Below are 17,750 nucleotides of genomic sequence, written 5' to 3'. Positions count from 1 at the left end.
TTATTGCGGCAGATAATAGCACAGCCGTGTAGCGAATTCTGCTATTCGCCCCGCTGCAGAAAGCGAATCGCCTCTTGTAAATCGCGGGTACGCGGCGTTGGCGGCAAGCTATTTAAGAAAACTTCGCCATAAGGCCGCATGACTAATCGATTATCACAAATCACCATCACGCCACGATCGTCGGTATCACGGATTAAACGCCCGACCCCCTGTTTAAGTGTGATCACCGCATCGGGCAGTTGCACTTCGCTGAAGGGATCACCGCCGCGTAAGCGACAGTCTTCAATACGGGCTTTAAGCAGCGGATCATCTGGTGAGGTAAACGGCAGCTTATCAATGATGACGCAAGAGAGGGTTTCTCCGCGCACATCCACGCCTTCCCAGAAACTGCTGGTCGCCACTAGCAGCGCATTCCCGGCTTCAACAAATTGCGTCAGCAACTGCCCCTTACTGGTTTCACCCTGCACTAATACTGGCAGGGTCATGCTGGCTCTAAATTCCTCAGCCAGCTCACGCATCATTTGGTGCGACGTACACAAAAAGAAGCAACGGCCTTTATTGGCCTCAATTAACGGGCGCAGCATTTTCGCTAATTGGCGTGAGCCACCGCGTTCATTAGGTGAAGGTAAATAGCGAGGAACGCATAATAGCGCTTGGTTAGCGTAATCAAACGGACTGGCTAACAACAGCGACTCCGCCTCTTCTAACCCCAAACGGTGGGTAAAGTGTCCAAGCTGGTCATTAACCGATAACGTGGCCGAGGTAAAAATCCAGGCACCCGGTTTGTCTTTCATTAGCTCACGAAATTTATCGGTTACAGATAATGGCGTAAGCGCCAGAATAAAATGACGGGAGTTACATTCATACCAATAGCTGTAACCGGCTATGCTGACGTCTTTGAGACGCTTAAGACGATTACGGTACAACGTGGCACGCTCAAACGCCGCATCTAACAATGCTGAACGGCCCAACGACAGCTTAACCACGTCGTAACAAAGCTCAAGCGCATCATCGAGCAGTAATAGCGCACGTTGAATGCTTTGGTCGGCCAGCACATCGCGTAAATTGCCACGAAAACCAGGTTCTCCCAGAGCAAGACGAAAATCCATAGCGCTTTGGCTCAGACGGTCGGCACTTTTTTGCAATTGTACTGAATCACGCACCTCGGTACGGTAAGCAATAGTAATATCTTTGGCTAAATCGAGCAGTTGGCGACTGGTGAGCTGCTGGCCAAAATATTGGCTGGCGATATCAGGAATTTGGTGGGCTTCGTCGAAAATCATCACATCGGCGGTGGGGATCAATTCACCAAAGCCGCTCTCTTTGACCACCATATCAGCCATAAACAGATGGTGATTGACGACCACGATATCGGCATCCATCGCACGGCGACGAGCCTTTACCACGAAACACTCTTTATATTGCGGGCAGTCACTCCCCAGACAATTATCGTTAGTGCTAGTCACCAGCGGCCATACATAGCTGTCTTCAGCGACAGAAGAACAAGAGCTAATATCACCTTCTTCAGTCATACTCGACCAGTTACGCAAGTGAGCTAAATCTCCCAGCGATTGACTGGCTAATTCACCGCCGGTTAACGATTGTTGTTCCAAACGCTCCAGACACAAATAGTTGGAGCGCCCTTTGAGCAGAGCGAGTTTACCTTTGTATTTTAGTGCGCTAGCGACTTTAGGCAGATCACGGGCATATAACTGATCCTGCAAGGCCTTCGAGCCGGTAGAAATAATGACTTTCTTGCCAGAGCGCAAAGCCGGTGCCAAATAAGCATAGGTTTTGCCAGTTCCGGTCCCTGCTTCAACCACCAGCCCTTGCTTTTGTTTGATTGCCTGACTAACGGCCTGCGCCATCAAACGCTGAGGTTCACGAGGTTTGAAACCATCAATCTGCTGCGCTAATGCGCCATCTGTTGCAAAATCGTCTGTCACGCTATCTCTCTACCTGTATGGATCAGCAGTGATTATGCCAATCCTTTCCCCTCACTACCACGAATAATATACCCAAAATAATTGGGGTGGCATCAAGGCAACACGCGAGTGTATCCCGATGAGCTTATATCGGTAAGTGATTCGGGTGCGCGAGCGTAGTCAACACAGATGCCGCTTCAAGTATGACGGGTATGAATGTGATACCCTAGCGGCCTGTATAATAAGGTCAATATTAGGAGTAATTTCATGACTATCGAACGTATCAGACCCGAACCTCGCATGTCTGATGTTGTTATCCACAATGACGTCGTTTACTACACTGCCGTACCAGAAAATCTGGATGCCGATGCTGAAGCGCAAACGGCAGAAACACTGGCGATTATTGATGCCGTACTGGCTGAAGTTGGTAGCGATAAGAGCAAAATTTTAGATGCGACGCTGTTTTTGGTCGAGAAAAGTGATTTTCAGGCAATGAACAAAGCCTGGGATGCCTGGGTGTCGCCAGGCAATGCGCCGGTACGTTGTACCGTACAAGCCAATCTGATGAATCCTAAATATAAGATTGAAATCAAGATTATTGCTGCGCGTTAAGTTGGCAAACTCACACTCGGCAAAAAAAAATCGGGCGACCCTTAGGCCGCCCGATTTAGCAAATAGATAGCGCTATTATAGCAATCTCTATATTAGCCGAACTCATTCCATGAGCGACCATCGCGGGTGATCATGGCGACAGAAGCAACCGGTCCCCATGTTCCAGCTTGGTAAGGCTTAGGTGCTTCGCTTTCAGCAGCCCATGCGTTCATGATGCCATCAACCCATTTCCAGGCTTCTTCAACTTCGTCACGACGTACGAACAGCGCTTGAATACCACGCATGGTTTCCAGCAGCAAACGCTCGTAAGCATCGGCAATGTGCGGCTCGTTGAAGGTTTCGGAGAAGCTCAAGTCCAGCTTGGTAGTTTGCAAGCGGTGTTTATGCTCCAGACCAGGTACTTTGTTCAGGACTTGGATCTCGATACCTTCATCAGGTTGCAGACGAATGGTCAATTTGTTCTGCGGCAACTGCTGATAAGAGTCGCTAAACAGGTTCATTGCTGGGTTTTTGAAGTAAACCACAACTTCTGAACATTTGGTCGGCAGACGCTTACCGGTACGCAGGTAGAATGGCACGCCAGCCCACTGCCAGTTGTCGATATCAACGCGGATAGAAACGAACGTCTCGGTACTGCTAGATTTGTTCGCCCCTTCCTCTTCCAGATATCCCGGTACTTTTTTGCCTTGTACGAAGCCGGCAGTATATTGGCCGCGTACCGTGGTTTCACGCACGTTGGATTGATCGATACGACGCAGTGAACGCAATACTTTTACTTTTTCGTCACGAATACGGTCAGTCGAGAGATCTGACGGTGGTGACATAGCAATCATGGTCAAAATTTGCAGCAAGTGGTTCTGGATCATGTCGCGCATCTGGCCGGCTTTATCAAAATAGCCCCAGCGCCCTTCAATCCCTACTTCTTCCGCAACAGTGATCTGCACATGATCGATTGTGCGGTTATCCCAGTTGCTAGCAAACAGTGAGTTGGCAAAACGCAGTGCCAATAGGTTCAGTACCGTTTCTTTACCCAAATAGTGGTCGATACGGTAAACCTGTGACTCATTGAAATACTGTGCTACGCCGTCGTTGATTACGCGCGAGGATTCCAAGTCGGTACCCAGCGGTTTTTCCATGACAACGCGAGCAGGTTCTTTATTAAGCCCTGCTTCACCCAAACCTTTACAGATAGCAGCGAAGGTGCTCGGTGGCATCGCAAAGTAGTTAATGGTCGCACGGTTCTCTACATCCAGCATTTCACCTAAACGATTGAAATGCTGGAGGTCATTAACATCAAGATTACAGAACTCCAAACGTGAGCTCAGTTTTTCCCACAGTTCTGGGTCAAGTTTTTCTTTCATGAAAGTCGTCAGCGCTTCTTTAACGACTTCAACATAAGCAGCTTTGTCCCACTCCGCACGTCCCACACCAATGATTTTGGTATCAGGATGAATGTGACCTGATTTTTCTAACTGATACAGGGAAGGCAATAGCTTACGACGCGCGAGATCGCCTTTAGCACCGAAAATAACCAGGTCACACGCCTGGGCTGGTTGGTTTACCGCCATGTTCTTCTCCTAATGCAGGATAGTTGTAATTTTATTTCGTCGATACTCTACTCTGATTGGACAGAGCACGTAAACCCAGATCTAAAACGTTCCGAAAACCGGTTAAAAACCCTATTTTTTGTCTTACAAAACAAACTGCCGCCGTAACTGCACTAAATTTTGTAATTTCATGACAAATTTGGATTAGTTTTACCATACTGAAACTTAGATCTGAGTCAAACTCTGGTGAAAAAGCTTATAATTCACTAGATTGTCTCTGCCAACCCTTTTCAGCTCGTAGTATATTTTCATCAAACTGACGCAATTTCTCCTTTTTGGTGAAATCGATAAAACCTATGAGCGGCACACTTTTATGAATACACTGGAAAAAATTCAGAGCCACTTAGATGTTCTCAGCAAATCAGAACGTAAAGTTGCTGAAACTATTCTCGCGTCTCCACAAACGGCTATCCATTCCAGTATTGCAGCATTAGCAAAATTGGCTAATGTCAGTGAACCGACCGTCAACCGATTTTGCCGCCGTTTGGAAACAAAAGGCTTCCCTGATTTCAAGTTGCAGCTAGCACAAAGCTTGGCGACAGGAACGCCTTACGTAAACCGTAACGTTGAAGAAACTGACAGCGTTAATTCTTACACTGACAAAATCTTCGAGTCTGCAATGGCGGGACTTGAGCAGGTTAAAAAAAGTATTGATATCAATGCAATAAATAGAGCTGTCGACCTTCTAACCCAAGCGAAAAAGATTTCATTTTTCGGCCTTGGGGCGTCAGCTGCTGTCGCGCATGATGCCATGAACAAGTTTTTCCGTTTCAACATCCCAATCCTGTATTTGGATGATATCGTAATGCAACGAATGAGCTGTATGAATTCGGGCGAAGGTGACGTTATCGTGTTAATTTCGCACACCGGCCGCACGAAAAACTTAGTCGAACTGGCACAACTAGCTCGTGCTAACGATGCTACGGTTCTGGCCATCACCTCTCATAACACGCCACTTGCCTATGAAGCGACGCTGGCGCTGCTACTAGACGTTCCCGAAGACACCGATATTTATATGCCGATGGTATCGCGATTAGCACAGCTGACGCTTATCGATGTACTCGCCACCGGTTTCACATTACGCCGCGGAACAAAATTTAGAGATAACCTCAAACGGGTTAAAGATGCGTTAAAAGACTCACGCCTTGAAAAAGGTATCAATATCCCTCCCGTGGTGAGCAAAGAACAAGATAGTACTTTTTAACGGCACAATTTTTTAACTACATGCTTCAAAACACTTTATTTGCACCGATTTTAATTAAAACGCAGCACTCGTCAACGGAGTAAACCATGTCCAGAAGGCTCAGAAGAACTAAAATTGTTACCACCCTCGGCCCGGCAACCGATCGCGACAATAATCTCGAAAAGATTATTGCCGCCGGTGCTAACGTCGTCCGCCTTAATTTCTCTCACGGTACCGCTGAAGACCATTTGCTACGTGCCAATAAAGTACGGGCAATTGCTGCAAAATTAGGTCGCCACGTAGCTATCCTCGGCGATCTGCAAGGCCCGAAAATTCGCGTATCCACATTTAGAGAAGGTAAGATCTTCTTAAATATTGGTGATAAATTCCTGCTAGACGCCAACATGGCTAAAGGCGAAGGTGACAAAGAAAAAGTCGGTATCGATTATAAAGGACTGCCAGCCGATGTCGTTCCTGGCGATATTTTGCTGCTCGATGACGGCCGTGTGCAGTTAAAAGTCCTAGAAGTTCAAGCCAGCAAAGTGTTCACCGAGGTCACTGTCGGCGGTCCGTTGTCAAACAACAAAGGGATCAACAAGCTCGGCGGCGGACTTTCTGCTGAAGCGCTGACCGAGAAAGATAAGGCCGATATCATTACTGCCGCCAAAATTGGCGTCGACTATTTGGCCGTCTCTTTCCCTCGCACCGGCGAAGACCTCAATTATGCCCGTCGCTTGGCCCGCGATGCAGGTTGTAATGCCAAAATCGTCTCAAAAGTTGAACGTGCCGAAGCGGTCGCTTCTGAGGCGGCGATGGATGATATTATTCTCGCCTCCGATGTTGTCATGGTGGCGCGTGGTGACCTTGGCGTCGAAATTGGCGACCCTGAGTTGGTAGGTATCCAGAAAAAACTCATCAGCCGTGCGCGTACACTTAACCGTGTCGTCATCACTGCCACTCAAATGATGGAATCGATGATCACCAACCCGATGCCAACACGTGCGGAAGTCATGGACGTTGCCAACGCCGTGTTGGATGGCAGCGATGCAGTGATGCTTTCAGCAGAGACTGCGGCGGGTCAGTATCCTGCGGAAACCGTTGCTGCCATGGCGCGCGTTTGCCTGGGAGCTGAAAAGATCCCAAGCATTAATGTGTCCAAACACCGTCTGGATGTCGAATTCGATAATATCGAAGAAATGATCGCTATGTCCTCGATGTATACCGCTAACCACTTGAAAGGAATTAGCGCGATTATTTCCCTGACAGAATCTGGCAGAACCACCTTGATGATGTCGCGCATCAGTTCTGGTTTACCTATTTTCGCCATGTCTCGCCATGAGCACACGTTAAACCTGACTGCCTTATATCGTGGCGTAACGCCGGTATTCTTTGACAGTGACGGTGACGGTGTTGCGGCAGCAGTCGGTGCAGCGAATTTGCTACGTGACAAAGGCTTCTTAGTCTCTGGCGATTTAGTGGTCGTAACTCAGGGTGATGTCATGAGCACCCCAGGTACCACTAATACCAGCCGGGTATTACGCGTAGAGTAATCTCACGGATCACCATAGCGCATAAAAAACCGGGCATTGCATGCTAGCAACGCCCGGTTTTTTTATACCCTACGGCAAGAGAAGCTTATTTAGGATAGAGCTCATCACGACAATATGGCTCTTCTTCACCTGGCCTTCTGGTTTTGAGCAATTTTAGTATCCAGGTATATTGCTCAGGGCTCGGCCCGACCAATACTTCAACCTCTTCATTCATGCGCCGGGCAATTTGATTATCATCCGCTGTTGCCAAATCATGCATCGGTGGCTTGATATAGATATCTAGGCGATTATTTTTACCATCGTAAACCGGGAACAAGGGCACGATATCAGCGCGGCAAACTTTCATTAACCGGCCTACCGCTGGCAACGTTGCTTTATAAGTTGCAAAAAAATCGACAAATTCGCTGTGCTCGGCACCGTGATCCTGATCGGGAAGATAATATCCCCAATAGCCTTGGCGAACTGAGCTGATAAAAGGTTTGATACCATCATCACGCGCATGCATCCGGCCACCAAAACGACGGCGTACTGTATTCCATAAATAATCAGTCAGCGGATTTTTTTGATTATGGAACATGGCGGCCATTTTCTGCCCAGTCGACGCCATAAGCATCGCTGGGATATCCACCGCCCAACCGTGTGGCACCAAGAAGATCACGTTTTTACCTTCCTGCTGCAATTGATCGATAATCTCTTTGCCATGCCAACGCACCCGGCTAAGAACCTTTTGGGGATCACGACAGGCAAGTTCGGCCATTAGCACCATTGATTGCGGCGCAGTAGCGAACATGTCATCAATAATTTTTTCGCGCTCGGCTTCAGTGCGTTCTGGCATGCAATAGAACAGATTAATTCGCGCACGTCGGCGGGCTCCTTTAGCCAACTTCCCCGCCAGCCGCCCCAAACCGCCGAGAATAGGATCCCTTAAGCGCGCCGGTACCATTGCTATACCAGCCATCGCCCCAACGCCTAGCCATACACCCCAATAACGTGGGTGATAAAAAGCTTTCTGGAATTGAGGGATAAATTCCACATTCGATTTTTTTTCTGGTTGCATTCTAACACTCTTACTTCAATCAATTTTCCAATGATAAATGCAACGAATTATTTTGCAACGAATGTCGCTTAGCCAGGCCAAAAGCTGGCAATATTCATCGCGATTCCCCAATAAACATCAAGATACAGGTCAATACCCTATATCTTGATTTTAGATAGGAGTCACTGGCGAGTCATCTGAGCTGAAATTAAAGCAGCTTCAACTGAGGGACAACTTCACTCACTCTTGCCAGGTAGGCTTTACGGTCGCCGCCGCTGAGGCCTTCGGTGCGAGGGAGTTTGGCCGTTAGGGGGTTAACTGCGAGGTTATTAATCCAGATTTCAAAATGTAGGTGTGGGCCAGTAGACCGTCCGGTATTACCCGATAGCGCAATGCGATCGCCGCGCTTCACCTTTTGGCCGGGTTTAACCAATGCTTTGCGCAGGTGCATATAGCGGGTCATGTATTGACGCCCATGACGAATAGCCACGTAATTACCTGCCGCCCCGCCATTTTTGGCGATCACGACTTCACCATCACCAACCGCCAAGACTGGCGTGCCAATAGGCACAGCAAAATCAACGCCACGATGCGGTGCGATACGACCGGTAACGGGATTAACACGACGAGGATTAAAGTTGGAGGAGACACGATACTGCTTAATTGTAGGGAAGCGCATAAAACCACGGGCTAAACCGCTACCTGCGCGGTCATAGAACTTACCGTCATCGGCACGGATAGCGTAATAATCTTTGCCGCCGGTATGCATACGAACGCCCTGCAACTGACCTTGTTCTGTTTTGCCGTCAAGAATTTCGCGCGACATTAAAACTGAAAACTCATCACCTTTGCGCAACTTACGGAAATCCAACTGCCACTGTAACGCTTTAACTATCGAGCTGATTTCTGCACTGCTCAACCCTGCATCTTTCGCACTGCTAACGAAACTCCCGTTAACTTTGCCTTTCAAGACAGTATCCGACCATTCCCCTTTCAACCGGTCTAACGAGGCTTTAAAGCCACCATTAGCCGTGCGGTCATAAGTATAGGTTTCGCGACGGGACTTCTCCCACGTTAAACGCTGCAAATCGCCGTTATCAGTGAGTGTCCAGGACAATTGTTGTCCGACCTTCAGATTACGCAGATCGGTATTTTGCGCAGCTAACGCAGAAATATCCGACATATCAATGCCGTACTGGTTAAGGATACTACTTAGCGTATCGCCTGTTGAAACAACATACTCATGGACGCCCTTTTCGTTCTCAACCTTTTCATCCAAATCATCTTGTGGAATATCGGCATCAGGTAATGTTTGGTCAAGAGGTTCGCTCGCCTCAGGTAATAAGGTTCGCGTCTGTTCATTACTGAGCTCAATATGTTTGGCGATCGGATTGTCTTCAGGGTGATAAACAAAAGGTTTCCAAACGGCAATAGCGAAGGTAATAACAGTAAGTGACCCCACCATCACTCGGTGGGGTCTTGGCAAGGTATTGAATGTATTCAACGCCTGAGCAATAGAACGAGAGATCAACTGCACGTGGAACTATCCTTATAAGCTTACTTCAGGCAGCTCACGTACTCGTTTGCCAGCTGTGACAAGAAGTTCACGTAGCTGTCCTTACCTAGTACGATCCCGCTGCCTAGCGGATCCAATGTGCCCATACGCACTGTTGTTCCTTGAGCAACGGTCTTAATTACGGCTGGCCTGAATTGTGGCTCAGCAAAAACGCAGACCGCTTTGTGCTCAACCAACTGTGTTCGAATTTGATGTAAACGCTGTGCACCAGGTTGAATGGCGGGATTGATGGTAAAGTGCCCTAACGGCGACAGACCAAAGTGTTTTTCAAAGTAGCCGTAGGCATCGTGAAAAACAAAATATCCCTTCCCCTGAACAGGTTGCAGCATAGTAGCAAGCTTTGTGTCAACTTGTGTCAATTGCTCAGTAAATTGCACCAAGTTTGCATCTAATTTACTTTTTTGCTGCGGCATCAGTTTAACTAGCCGATCGTGAATGTTTATTGCTGCAAATTTTGCAGCCTGCGGAGAGAGCCAAAGGTGCATATTGTAATCACCATGATGATGCCCATCATGATCGTGGTCATCATCGTCTTCGCCTTTGAGCAACAATTCATGAACTTGTGGAATAGCGGCGACTTCAACCACCCGATTAGGAGGTAGCTGCGCAATAGATTTAGTCATGAAGGCCTCCATTTCTGGCCCAATCCACACCACTAAATCAGCACTGCGCATGCGTTGTAAATCGGAAGGACGTAACGCGTAATCATGGGGAGATGCGCCATCAGGCAGTAATACTTCCGTCGGCGTAACACCGTCAGCAATCGCCGAAGCGATAAAACCTAATGGCCGGATAGAAGTAAGAACTGTCGCATCAGCGCCAGCAGTAAAAGTACTAAGCCCTAGTAATACCACAGCGAATAATGAACGCTTGGAAGATAAAAATTTCTGACTCATCGTGAATTTATCCATGATTTATTGATGTCATTCCTGATTTATTAAAACAGAAGCTTTATTTGATGGAATGCAGATAGTTATTCCTCTCAAAATGCAATATTATAACATTTGATTCAATTTGTAAGACTTAATAACAATGTCAACTCTCGCAACGCTAGAAAATATTTCAGTCCGCTTTGGCGATCGCTTGGTGCTATCAAATATCTCCTTAGAATTACAAGCCGGGAAAATATTGACCCTGTTAGGCCCCAATGGTGCCGGTAAATCAACCTTAGTGCGTATTGTTCTGGGGTTAATTGCTCCCACCAGTGGCAAGCAGACGCACGTTCCTGGCCTGAAAATAGGCTATGTCCCGCAAAAATTATTTCTCGACACGACTCTGCCTTTAACCGTTGAGCGCTTTATGCGACTCAAGCCCGGCGTTAAAACAGCCGATATTCTGCCAGCATTAAAAAGAGTTCAGGCCGGACATCTCATTGATCAACCGATGCAAAAGCTATCTGGTGGTGAAAACCAGCGGGTACTGTTAGCACGTGCGCTGCTCAATAAACCTCAGTTGTTAGTCTTAGACGAGCCAACCCAAGGCGTTGATGTCAACGGCCAGGTGGCGTTATATGACTTGATCAACCAACTGCGCCTTGAACTTAATTGCGCGGTGTTAATGGTATCGCACGACTTACATTTGGTGATGGCTAAAACCGATGAGGTGCTATGCCTTAATCAGCATATTTGCTGTTCCGGTTCACCAGAAGTGGTGTCAATGCATCCGAAGTTTATCGCCATGTTTGGCAACCGCGGAGCCGAGCAATTGGCAATTTACCGCCATCAGCATAATCATCGCCATGATCTACGAGGAAAAATCGTGTTACGCAGTAAAGAATTGGGAAATGCCGGGGACGTTACACATGATTGAGTTATTATTTCCCGGCTGGCTGGCAGGCATTATGTTGGCAACGGCAGCGGGCCCATTAGGCTCTTTCGTCGTTTGGCGTCGCATGTCTTATTTTGGTGATACCCTGGCCCATGCTTCCTTGCTAGGCGTTGCCTTCGGTTTGCTGCTCAATATTAATCCGTTTTATGGCGTTATCATTGTCACTTTATTATTAGCGGTAGTGCTGGTTGCCCTTGAACGCAAACCACATTTAGCCGTAGATACGCTATTAGGTATTATGGCGCACAGCGCGTTATCACTCGGCTTGGTGGTGGTCAGCCTGATGTCTGGTGTTCGCGTCGATTTGATGGCTTACCTGTTTGGTGACCTGCTTTCCGTCAGCTACAGCGATATTGCCATGATTGCCGCAGGCGTCATTATTGTGCTCAGTGTACTGTGCTGGCAATGGCGCAACTTACTGTCAATGACCATCAGCCCAGAGCTCGCCCATGTCGATGGCGTTAACCTCCAGCGCACCCGCGTAATTTTGATGCTCATCACTGCACTGACCATTGGTTTAGCCATGAAGTTTGTCGGCGCATTAATCATCACCTCACTGCTGATTATCCCCGCCGCTACCGCGCGGCGTTTCGCTAAAACGCCGGAGCAGATGGCATCGATCGCCATTGTCATCGGGATGTTGGCCGTGAGCGGCGGCCTGGCCTTTTCAGCCGGTTATGACACGCCAGCGGGTCCATCAGTGGTGCTTGCAGCGGCCGTAATGTTCATGATCAGTTTGGCTAGACCGAGCCGTTAGCGGTTTCTTTAAGCCAGAAAGGCTTGAGGGAAATCTGGGCCGAGATTTAGGCGGCGTTGTGAAATCAGCATAGTGAAAATTTCGGTTCTTCAAGCTTGCTCAAGCTTGACCGAGCTTATTTTGGTTTACTAAAAGCGAGAATGGTGAATGTTTCGGTTCTTCAAATACAGTGTTTAATGTCACTTCACAACTCGAACCGACCGAAGGGGAAAAGTGGGCTTTCCCCTTCGGGATCCCCAGCCCTTTCAATGTATTAACAACGAATCTAGCGGAGGCCATGTTTCAGGTACCTCCGCGACAGGCGCAAATTTCATGGCTCCGCCATCCCTTCCTCGGGTTCGAGCCAGCTCAATAAACACTTCGCTGTCTCTCTACCACTCGTCCGTGAAATTTTGAGCGCGCCATCAACCTTTTAAAATCAAAAGATAAACTGCCTTTGAACTTGAATTTGAACTTAAAAGCCGCCAAGCGCACTCAAAATGCCACCGGCACAGTGGTGGAAGACAACAGTTTTATCGTTGGCTTGAACCCGGAGCCGGGGAGCCTGGAAGGCTGGCATTTGCGCGATAACGGAAGCCTCTGAAACATGGCCTCCGCTAGACTCGTTGTTAATGTTTGAAAAGGCGCAGGATTGTAAAGGAACGCGCCTTCGTTCCTTTACTCGGTTTAGGCTGCGGAGAAACATTAGACACCGCACTTCGGAAACCGAAAAATTCACCATTCTCGCTTTTAGTAAACCAAAACAAGCTCGGTCAAGCTTGAGCAAGCTTGCAGAACCGAAACTTGCACCTTACTTGTTTTACAAAACCGAACAAGCACGGTTATTGCTTTAAAAATCGCCCATAGGCTCGATCCAGCCTATAAAAAATACCCTTATTCCCTATCCGTTGATAGGACCTCTCCTTAATGATATTTATTATCAATTGAAATTAAAAACCAATTGGATATTCATCATGACTCTGACTTATGAACGACCATCTGCATCCTGCTGCATTGTCGGCGGCGGGCCTGCTGGCATGATGTTGGGATATTTGTTGGCTCGCAGCGGTATTAACGTTACCGTGCTGGAGAAGCACGCCGATTTTTTACGAGATTTTCGAGGCGATACTATTCACCCTTCTACGCTGGAAATTATCTGGCGACTGGGGTTTTTAGACGAGTTTCTGCAATTGCCGCATCAACGGGCTGAGAAGCTGTTTGGTGAGATGAATGGAAAAGAGACCACGCTGGCCGATTTCAGTCACTTACCCACTCACTGCAAGTTTATCGCGTTTATGCCGCAGTGGGATTTTCTAAATTTCCTCTATAGCAAAGCACAGCAGTTGCCCTGCTTTACCTTGATTCAGCAGGCAAGTGTTACTGGGCTATTGCATGATGAAGGACGAGTCAGCGGCGTGACAGCACAAACGCCAAACGGCGAACAGGCGTTTCATGCCGATTTGGTAATAGGTTGCGATGGCCGTAATTCGATTGTCAGAGAGTTAGCCGGACTTGAAGTTCGTCGATTTGGTAGCCCGCGCGATGTGTTGTGGTTGAAAATTACTAAATCACCTGACGACCCGAACTGGTCGATGGGCCACCGTGGGCCAAGAAAGAATTTTATTATGATTGACCGCGGCGATTACTGGCAGTGTGGATATTCCATTATCAAAGGCAGTTTGCCTGCATTACAACAGCAAGGATTAGCCGAGTTTGTGCTAAAACTCGCTGAAGTTTCCCCTTTCGGTTTAGAACGCTTGCAGCAGGAAATTACTGATTGGGAACAGGCGAAATTATTGCAAATCCGTATCGACAGATTACAACAGTGGTCGAAGCCTGGCGTGTTGTGTATCGGTGATGCCGCGCATGCCATGTCACCGATTGGTGGCGTCGGCGTTAATCTGGCAATTCAAGATGCCGTGGCGACCGCAAATGTTTTGACCAAGCCGCTGCTGGCCGGGGAGCTTAAACAGCGCCATTTGCAGCGTATTCAACGCCGTCGTACATTCCCAACCTGGGCCACGCAGTCATTACAGATAATGATCAGTAATGCTGGCCAGAAAGCCCGGAGAAAACCGCCGTCAGCAGCAGAGCGCTGGTTGCGGGGCCGAAAATTTATTCCGTTTTTGTTTGGCCGATTAATTGGCATTGGTTTTTACCGCGAAATGCCTAAACATCTGGCGAGTAAAGCGCCTTAAGCCACTGTGCTAATCAATGCTGGTGCATCAAGCACCAGCGAGTATGTTCGTTACGCCCCACTCTTCGTTTCCCTAATAACCCAACACGGAGTACGCGAGGATTTTGAGCACTGTTCCGATTTTACATGGCAAATTAAATAGCCCGAATGGGATAGACTCTTAGCAAAAACACCTTATCATTCACGCACTACTTCCCCGCTTAAGAATACGTCGATGACAGGCTCCTCCCCTCTATTAACGGTCAATGACGTCAGTTATTGTCTGAATCAGCAAACATTACTCGCGCCAACGTCCCTCTCACTGGCTGCCGGTCAGTTTACCTTGTTAACCGGCCCTTCCGGTTGCGGCAAAAGTACGTTGCTGAAAATTATTGCGTCATTATTAAACCCTAGCAGCGGCACCGTGCAGTTTCAGGGGCAAGATATTATGCAGCTTAACCCACAGCACTATCGCCAGCAGGTTTCTTACTGCTTTCAGACGCCATCGCTATTTGGCCAAACGGTTTACGATAATCTGGCATTGCCTTATCAAATCCGCCGAGAAAAGGTAGATGAAAAGAAGCTGAAACATTGGTTGGCACGCGTCAATCTGCCAAGCGATCTGCTGAGTAAAAATGCTCAAGAACTCTCGGGTGGTGAGAAGCAACGCGTGTCATTGCTGCGTAATTTGCAGTTTTTACCGAAGGTTTTATTGCTTGATGAGATTACCAGTGCGCTGGATGAAGAGAATAAGCAAAACGTCAACGATATTATTGCCGAGTTGGTCAATGAGCAGCAGATTGGCGTGTTGTGGGTCACACATGACCAGAATGAAATTCGTCACGCGCAGCAAGTGATTGCCCTTTCCCGCCCAGCTAATCGGAGCACCGAACGTGAATCAGCATAATATTACCAACACCTCACTCGCCTTAGCGTTGATTTTGGTGGTAGTTGCTCTGTTAGTCAGCAAGAAAGAGAAACTAGGATTAGAAAAGGATATTGTCTGGAGTGTGGTACGCGCCATCGTCCAACTGGTGATCGTCGGTTATGTCCTCAAGTATATTTTTAAACTCAACAATGATGCGCTGACGGTATTGATGGTGCTGTTTATCTGCGTCAACGCGGCGTTAAATGCCAAAAAACGCAGTAAGAATATTAGTAATGGGTTTCGTATCTCGTTCATTGCGATTACCGTCAGCACCATCTTAACGCTGGCAATTCTGGTGTTAAGCGGCTCTATCGAATTTTTACCGATGCAGGTGATTCCGATAACCGGGATGATCGCCGGTAACGCGATGGTGGCGGTCGGGCTGTGTTACAGCAACCTTAATCAGCGCTTTAGCGACAATCTACAGAAGATTCTGGAAATGCTCAGCTTGGGTGCCTCGACCAAAGTCGCTTCTGGTAGCATTATTCGTGACAGTATTCGTGCGGCAATGATCCCAACCATTGATGCGGCAAAAACTGTTGGTCTGGTTAGCCTGCCAGGGATGATGTCCGGGCTGATTTTTGCCGGAATTGATCCGGTCAAAGCGATCAAGTATCAAATTATGGTCACCTTTATGCTGTTGGCGACGGCAAGTTTATCGACCATTATTGCTGGCTATCTCGCCTATCGACGCTTTTACAACCAGCGCGCACAGCCTATTGTGCTGATAAAGTAGCAACTTCTTGAATTTGTTGCGCAATCAACTAAAGTTGGGGGCGCACATCATCATCACATTTTGGAGTCTGTTTACATGACAGTAAATCAATCAAATCCACTGGATAGCGTAACAACCACCCCAGATGCAGAAACCCAACAATATGTGTTTAACCACACCATGTTCCGGGTAAAAGACATTCATAAATCTTTGGATTTTTATACCAAAGCCTTGGGCTTTACGTTGATCGAACATCATGATTTCAACGACGCCAAATTCAGCCTCTATTTCCTGGGTCTGATCGCCGATAAATCAGTTATCCCAGCAGATCCGGCTGAACGCCATCTGTGGCGCAAATCCGTCACCGGGCTTTTGGAACTGACCCATAACCACGGCACTGAAAACGATCCTGAGTTCAGCTACCACAGCGGTAATAGCGATCCTCGTGGTTTTGGTCATCTGTGCCTGTCAGTACCTGATATTCATGCCGCTTGTGAGCGTTTTGAGCGCTTGGGTGTGACGTTCCAGAAACGTTTAACTGACGGTAATATGAAAGATATCGCCTTCGTTAAAGATCCAGACGGCTACTGGGTAGAAATCATCCAGCAAACGCCAGTGAAGAAGTAACCTTCGTAAAAATATAGCTTATCGGCGTCAGGAACTCGCTGACGCCGCTCTCTTCTCTGACACCTTACTGTAAACGATCGGCAAGCGTTTCCACGCGTTTGATCGCCGCATACAAAGATTCGCGTGTCACCGGAGATGGCATGTTAGCCATATCCGGCGCATGCAATGATGCCTGGACAATACTTTCCAACTCTTCTGCACTCAACGTAGCAATTTCACTGAGTCTCAGCGGTACCGCGCAAGCCTGTGCCAAATGTAGCGCCTCCAGCAGTTCGTCGTCGCTGCGATTTTCTAACGCTAACAGGCAAAGATTGCCAAAACCAACCAGCAGGCCGTGCCCAAACTCGCGGGTTTTATCACAAATGGTAAAGCCTTCATAAATCGCGTGCGACGCGGCAGCATGCCCACCGCTGCTCATCAGCGAGGTTAACCCTGCGTACATGAAAATAGCATCCAACACTTGATCCATTGCTGCATTAGGCTGTTTCTGACGAACGGCATCACAGGCTTGTGCACCATAGGTCGCAATCAAGTCATAGCAGATACGGCTGTTAGCTGTTGACGAACTCACGATACCGTTTAATTCGCTATGATGACTGCTAATAGCTCGGAATTCGTACCACTTCGCCAAGGTATCTCCTAACCCGGCTGCCAGCCAGCGCAAAGGCGTTGCTACCATGATTTCGCTGTCAATCACCACCGCAGCGGGAGCCTGCGGTAGCGCGTATAAATCACGGAAATGGCCATCGTCATGATAACGCACCGTTAATGGCGTGACTGCCGCACAGGTTGCCGCAATGGTCGGAACAGTAACAACCGGCACATGGGCGGCGATGCCAACGGCTTTACCAGTATCTAGCGATTTACCGCCACCCACGCTAATAATCACATCGATATGCTGCGCTTTAACAATCTGGGCCAAGCGCGTGATATTACTTTCGCTCGTCTCACCGCCATACCATTCACTGCCAACCAGCGTGACTACCGTACCTTCCATCTGATGACGAATGCTATCGCCAACCTGAAGCAGTGCACGGTGCCCGCCAATCAGTAAGGCTCGTTTCCCTAAACCGGCGCAGATTTCACCTAACTGCGACAGGACACCGGCACCGCGAAGTATGCGGGCCGGAAAAATAATATTCTGTGCTTGCATGACTGTTTCTCCGACTACTTGTGTTTTATCTCTGCTGAGATAAACGGCAGCGATATGCCCTAATGATTGGGTAAGAGTAGCGCACTTTTTTTGACGTGA

16 protein-coding genes are annotated in these 17,750 nt (G+C 48.0%); 10 read left to right on the top strand and 6 right to left on the bottom strand.

The features are described from left to right. Nucleotides 1–41 precede the first annotated feature (41 nt). Nucleotides 42–1,946, bottom strand: coding sequence for an ATP-dependent DNA helicase (locus tag ACL9RG_RS02690; protein WP_422791011.1), 1,905 nt, complete (start codon nucleotides 1,944–1,946; stop codon nucleotides 42–44). A 246-nt stretch (nucleotides 1,947–2,192) separates the two neighbouring features. Here ACL9RG_RS02690 and ACL9RG_RS02685 point away from each other — a divergent pair, with 246 nt between their 5' ends. Continuing rightward, nucleotides 2,193–2,537 (top strand): RidA family protein, encoded by a 345-nt coding sequence (locus ACL9RG_RS02685; RefSeq protein ID WP_422791010.1) that lies wholly within the window; start codon nucleotides 2,193–2,195, stop codon nucleotides 2,535–2,537. Between the two features lie 92 nt (nucleotides 2,538–2,629). Here ACL9RG_RS02685 and zwf read toward each other — a convergent pair whose 3' ends face one another. Beyond that, a complete protein-coding gene (gene zwf, locus ACL9RG_RS02680) occupies nucleotides 2,630–4,105 on the bottom strand; it encodes a glucose-6-phosphate dehydrogenase (protein WP_422791009.1) in 1,476 nt (491 codons plus the stop codon). A 352-nt stretch (nucleotides 4,106–4,457) separates the two neighbouring features. Between zwf and ACL9RG_RS02675 the strand changes: the two genes are divergently transcribed. Beyond that, nucleotides 4,458–5,348: a MurR/RpiR family transcriptional regulator gene (locus ACL9RG_RS02675; RefSeq protein WP_422791008.1), complete on the top strand. Its 891-nt coding sequence runs from the start codon at nucleotides 4,458–4,460 to the stop codon at nucleotides 5,346–5,348. Nucleotides 5,349–5,434: 86 nt separating this feature from the next. After that, nucleotides 5,435–6,877 carry a pyruvate kinase gene (gene pyk, locus ACL9RG_RS02670; protein ID WP_422791007.1) on the top strand — a complete coding sequence of 481 codons (1,443 nt, stop codon included), beginning with the start codon at nucleotides 5,435–5,437 and terminating at the stop codon, nucleotides 6,875–6,877. Between the two features lie 85 nt (nucleotides 6,878–6,962). Here pyk and lpxM read toward each other — a convergent pair whose 3' ends face one another. The 3 genes from lpxM to znuA all read right to left on the bottom strand — a co-directional run bounded on the left by lpxM (nucleotide 6,963) and on the right by znuA (nucleotide 10,385). After that, a complete protein-coding gene (lpxM, locus tag ACL9RG_RS02665) occupies nucleotides 6,963–7,934 on the bottom strand; it encodes a lauroyl-Kdo(2)-lipid IV(A) myristoyltransferase (protein WP_422791006.1) in 972 nt (323 codons plus the stop codon). A 187-nt stretch (nucleotides 7,935–8,121) separates the two neighbouring features. Further along, a complete protein-coding gene (gene mepM / locus ACL9RG_RS02660) occupies nucleotides 8,122–9,450 on the bottom strand; it encodes a murein DD-endopeptidase MepM (RefSeq protein WP_422791005.1) in 1,329 nt (442 codons plus the stop codon). Nucleotides 9,451–9,470: 20 nt separating this feature from the next. Beyond that, nucleotides 9,471–10,385, bottom strand: a complete 915-nt coding sequence (znuA, locus tag ACL9RG_RS02655; RefSeq protein ID WP_422791004.1) for a zinc ABC transporter substrate-binding protein ZnuA — start codon at nucleotides 10,383–10,385, stop codon at nucleotides 9,471–9,473. Nucleotides 10,386–10,521: 136 nt separating this feature from the next. On the opposite strand from znuA, the gene znuC reads away from it, so the two are divergent. From znuC to gloA, 7 genes are all read left to right on the top strand, one after another. Next, nucleotides 10,522–11,298: a zinc ABC transporter ATP-binding protein ZnuC gene (gene znuC, locus ACL9RG_RS02650; RefSeq protein WP_422791003.1), complete on the top strand. Its 777-nt coding sequence runs from the start codon at nucleotides 10,522–10,524 to the stop codon at nucleotides 11,296–11,298. Then, entirely contained in the window at nucleotides 11,291–12,073 is a 783-nt protein-coding gene (gene znuB, locus ACL9RG_RS02645) for a zinc ABC transporter permease subunit ZnuB (RefSeq protein WP_422791002.1), read from the top strand. Before znuC ends, znuB begins: the two co-directional genes overlap by 8 nt. A gap of 436 nt (nucleotides 12,074–12,509) precedes the next feature. Further along, nucleotides 12,510–12,656 (top strand): hypothetical protein, encoded by a 147-nt coding sequence (locus ACL9RG_RS02640; RefSeq protein WP_422791001.1) that lies wholly within the window; start codon nucleotides 12,510–12,512, stop codon nucleotides 12,654–12,656. A gap of 370 nt (nucleotides 12,657–13,026) precedes the next feature. Continuing rightward, nucleotides 13,027–14,250 (top strand): FAD-dependent oxidoreductase, encoded by a 1,224-nt coding sequence (locus ACL9RG_RS02635; RefSeq protein WP_422791000.1) that lies wholly within the window; start codon nucleotides 13,027–13,029, stop codon nucleotides 14,248–14,250. Nucleotides 14,251–14,463: 213 nt separating this feature from the next. Then, nucleotides 14,464–15,135 carry an iron efflux ABC transporter ATP-binding subunit FetA gene (fetA, locus tag ACL9RG_RS02630; protein ID WP_422790999.1) on the top strand — a complete coding sequence of 224 codons (672 nt, stop codon included), beginning with the start codon at nucleotides 14,464–14,466 and terminating at the stop codon, nucleotides 15,133–15,135. Further along, on the top strand, nucleotides 15,122–15,892 hold the full coding sequence (gene fetB, locus ACL9RG_RS02625; protein ID WP_422790998.1) for an iron efflux ABC transporter permease subunit FetB: 771 nt from the start codon (nucleotides 15,122–15,124) through the stop codon (nucleotides 15,890–15,892). Before fetA ends, fetB begins: the two co-directional genes overlap by 14 nt. 75 nt (nucleotides 15,893–15,967) lie before the next feature. Further along, on the top strand, nucleotides 15,968–16,498 hold the full coding sequence (gene gloA, locus ACL9RG_RS02620) for a lactoylglutathione lyase (protein ID WP_422790997.1): 531 nt from the start codon (nucleotides 15,968–15,970) through the stop codon (nucleotides 16,496–16,498). Nucleotides 16,499–16,562: 64 nt separating this feature from the next. On the opposite strand, the gene ACL9RG_RS02615 is transcribed toward gloA, so the two are convergent. Next, nucleotides 16,563–17,651, bottom strand: a complete 1,089-nt coding sequence (locus tag ACL9RG_RS02615) for an iron-containing alcohol dehydrogenase family protein (protein WP_422790996.1) — start codon at nucleotides 17,649–17,651, stop codon at nucleotides 16,563–16,565. Between the last annotated feature and the right edge of the window lie 99 nt (nucleotides 17,652–17,750).

This window comes from Rouxiella sp. Mn2063 (assembly GCF_049319665.1).
In the GTDB taxonomy this organism is placed as follows: domain Bacteria; phylum Pseudomonadota; class Gammaproteobacteria; order Enterobacterales; family Enterobacteriaceae; genus JBMOUD01.
Note: the sequence above shows the minus strand (reverse complement) of the source record. Positions and strands in the feature narration are given on the sequence as shown.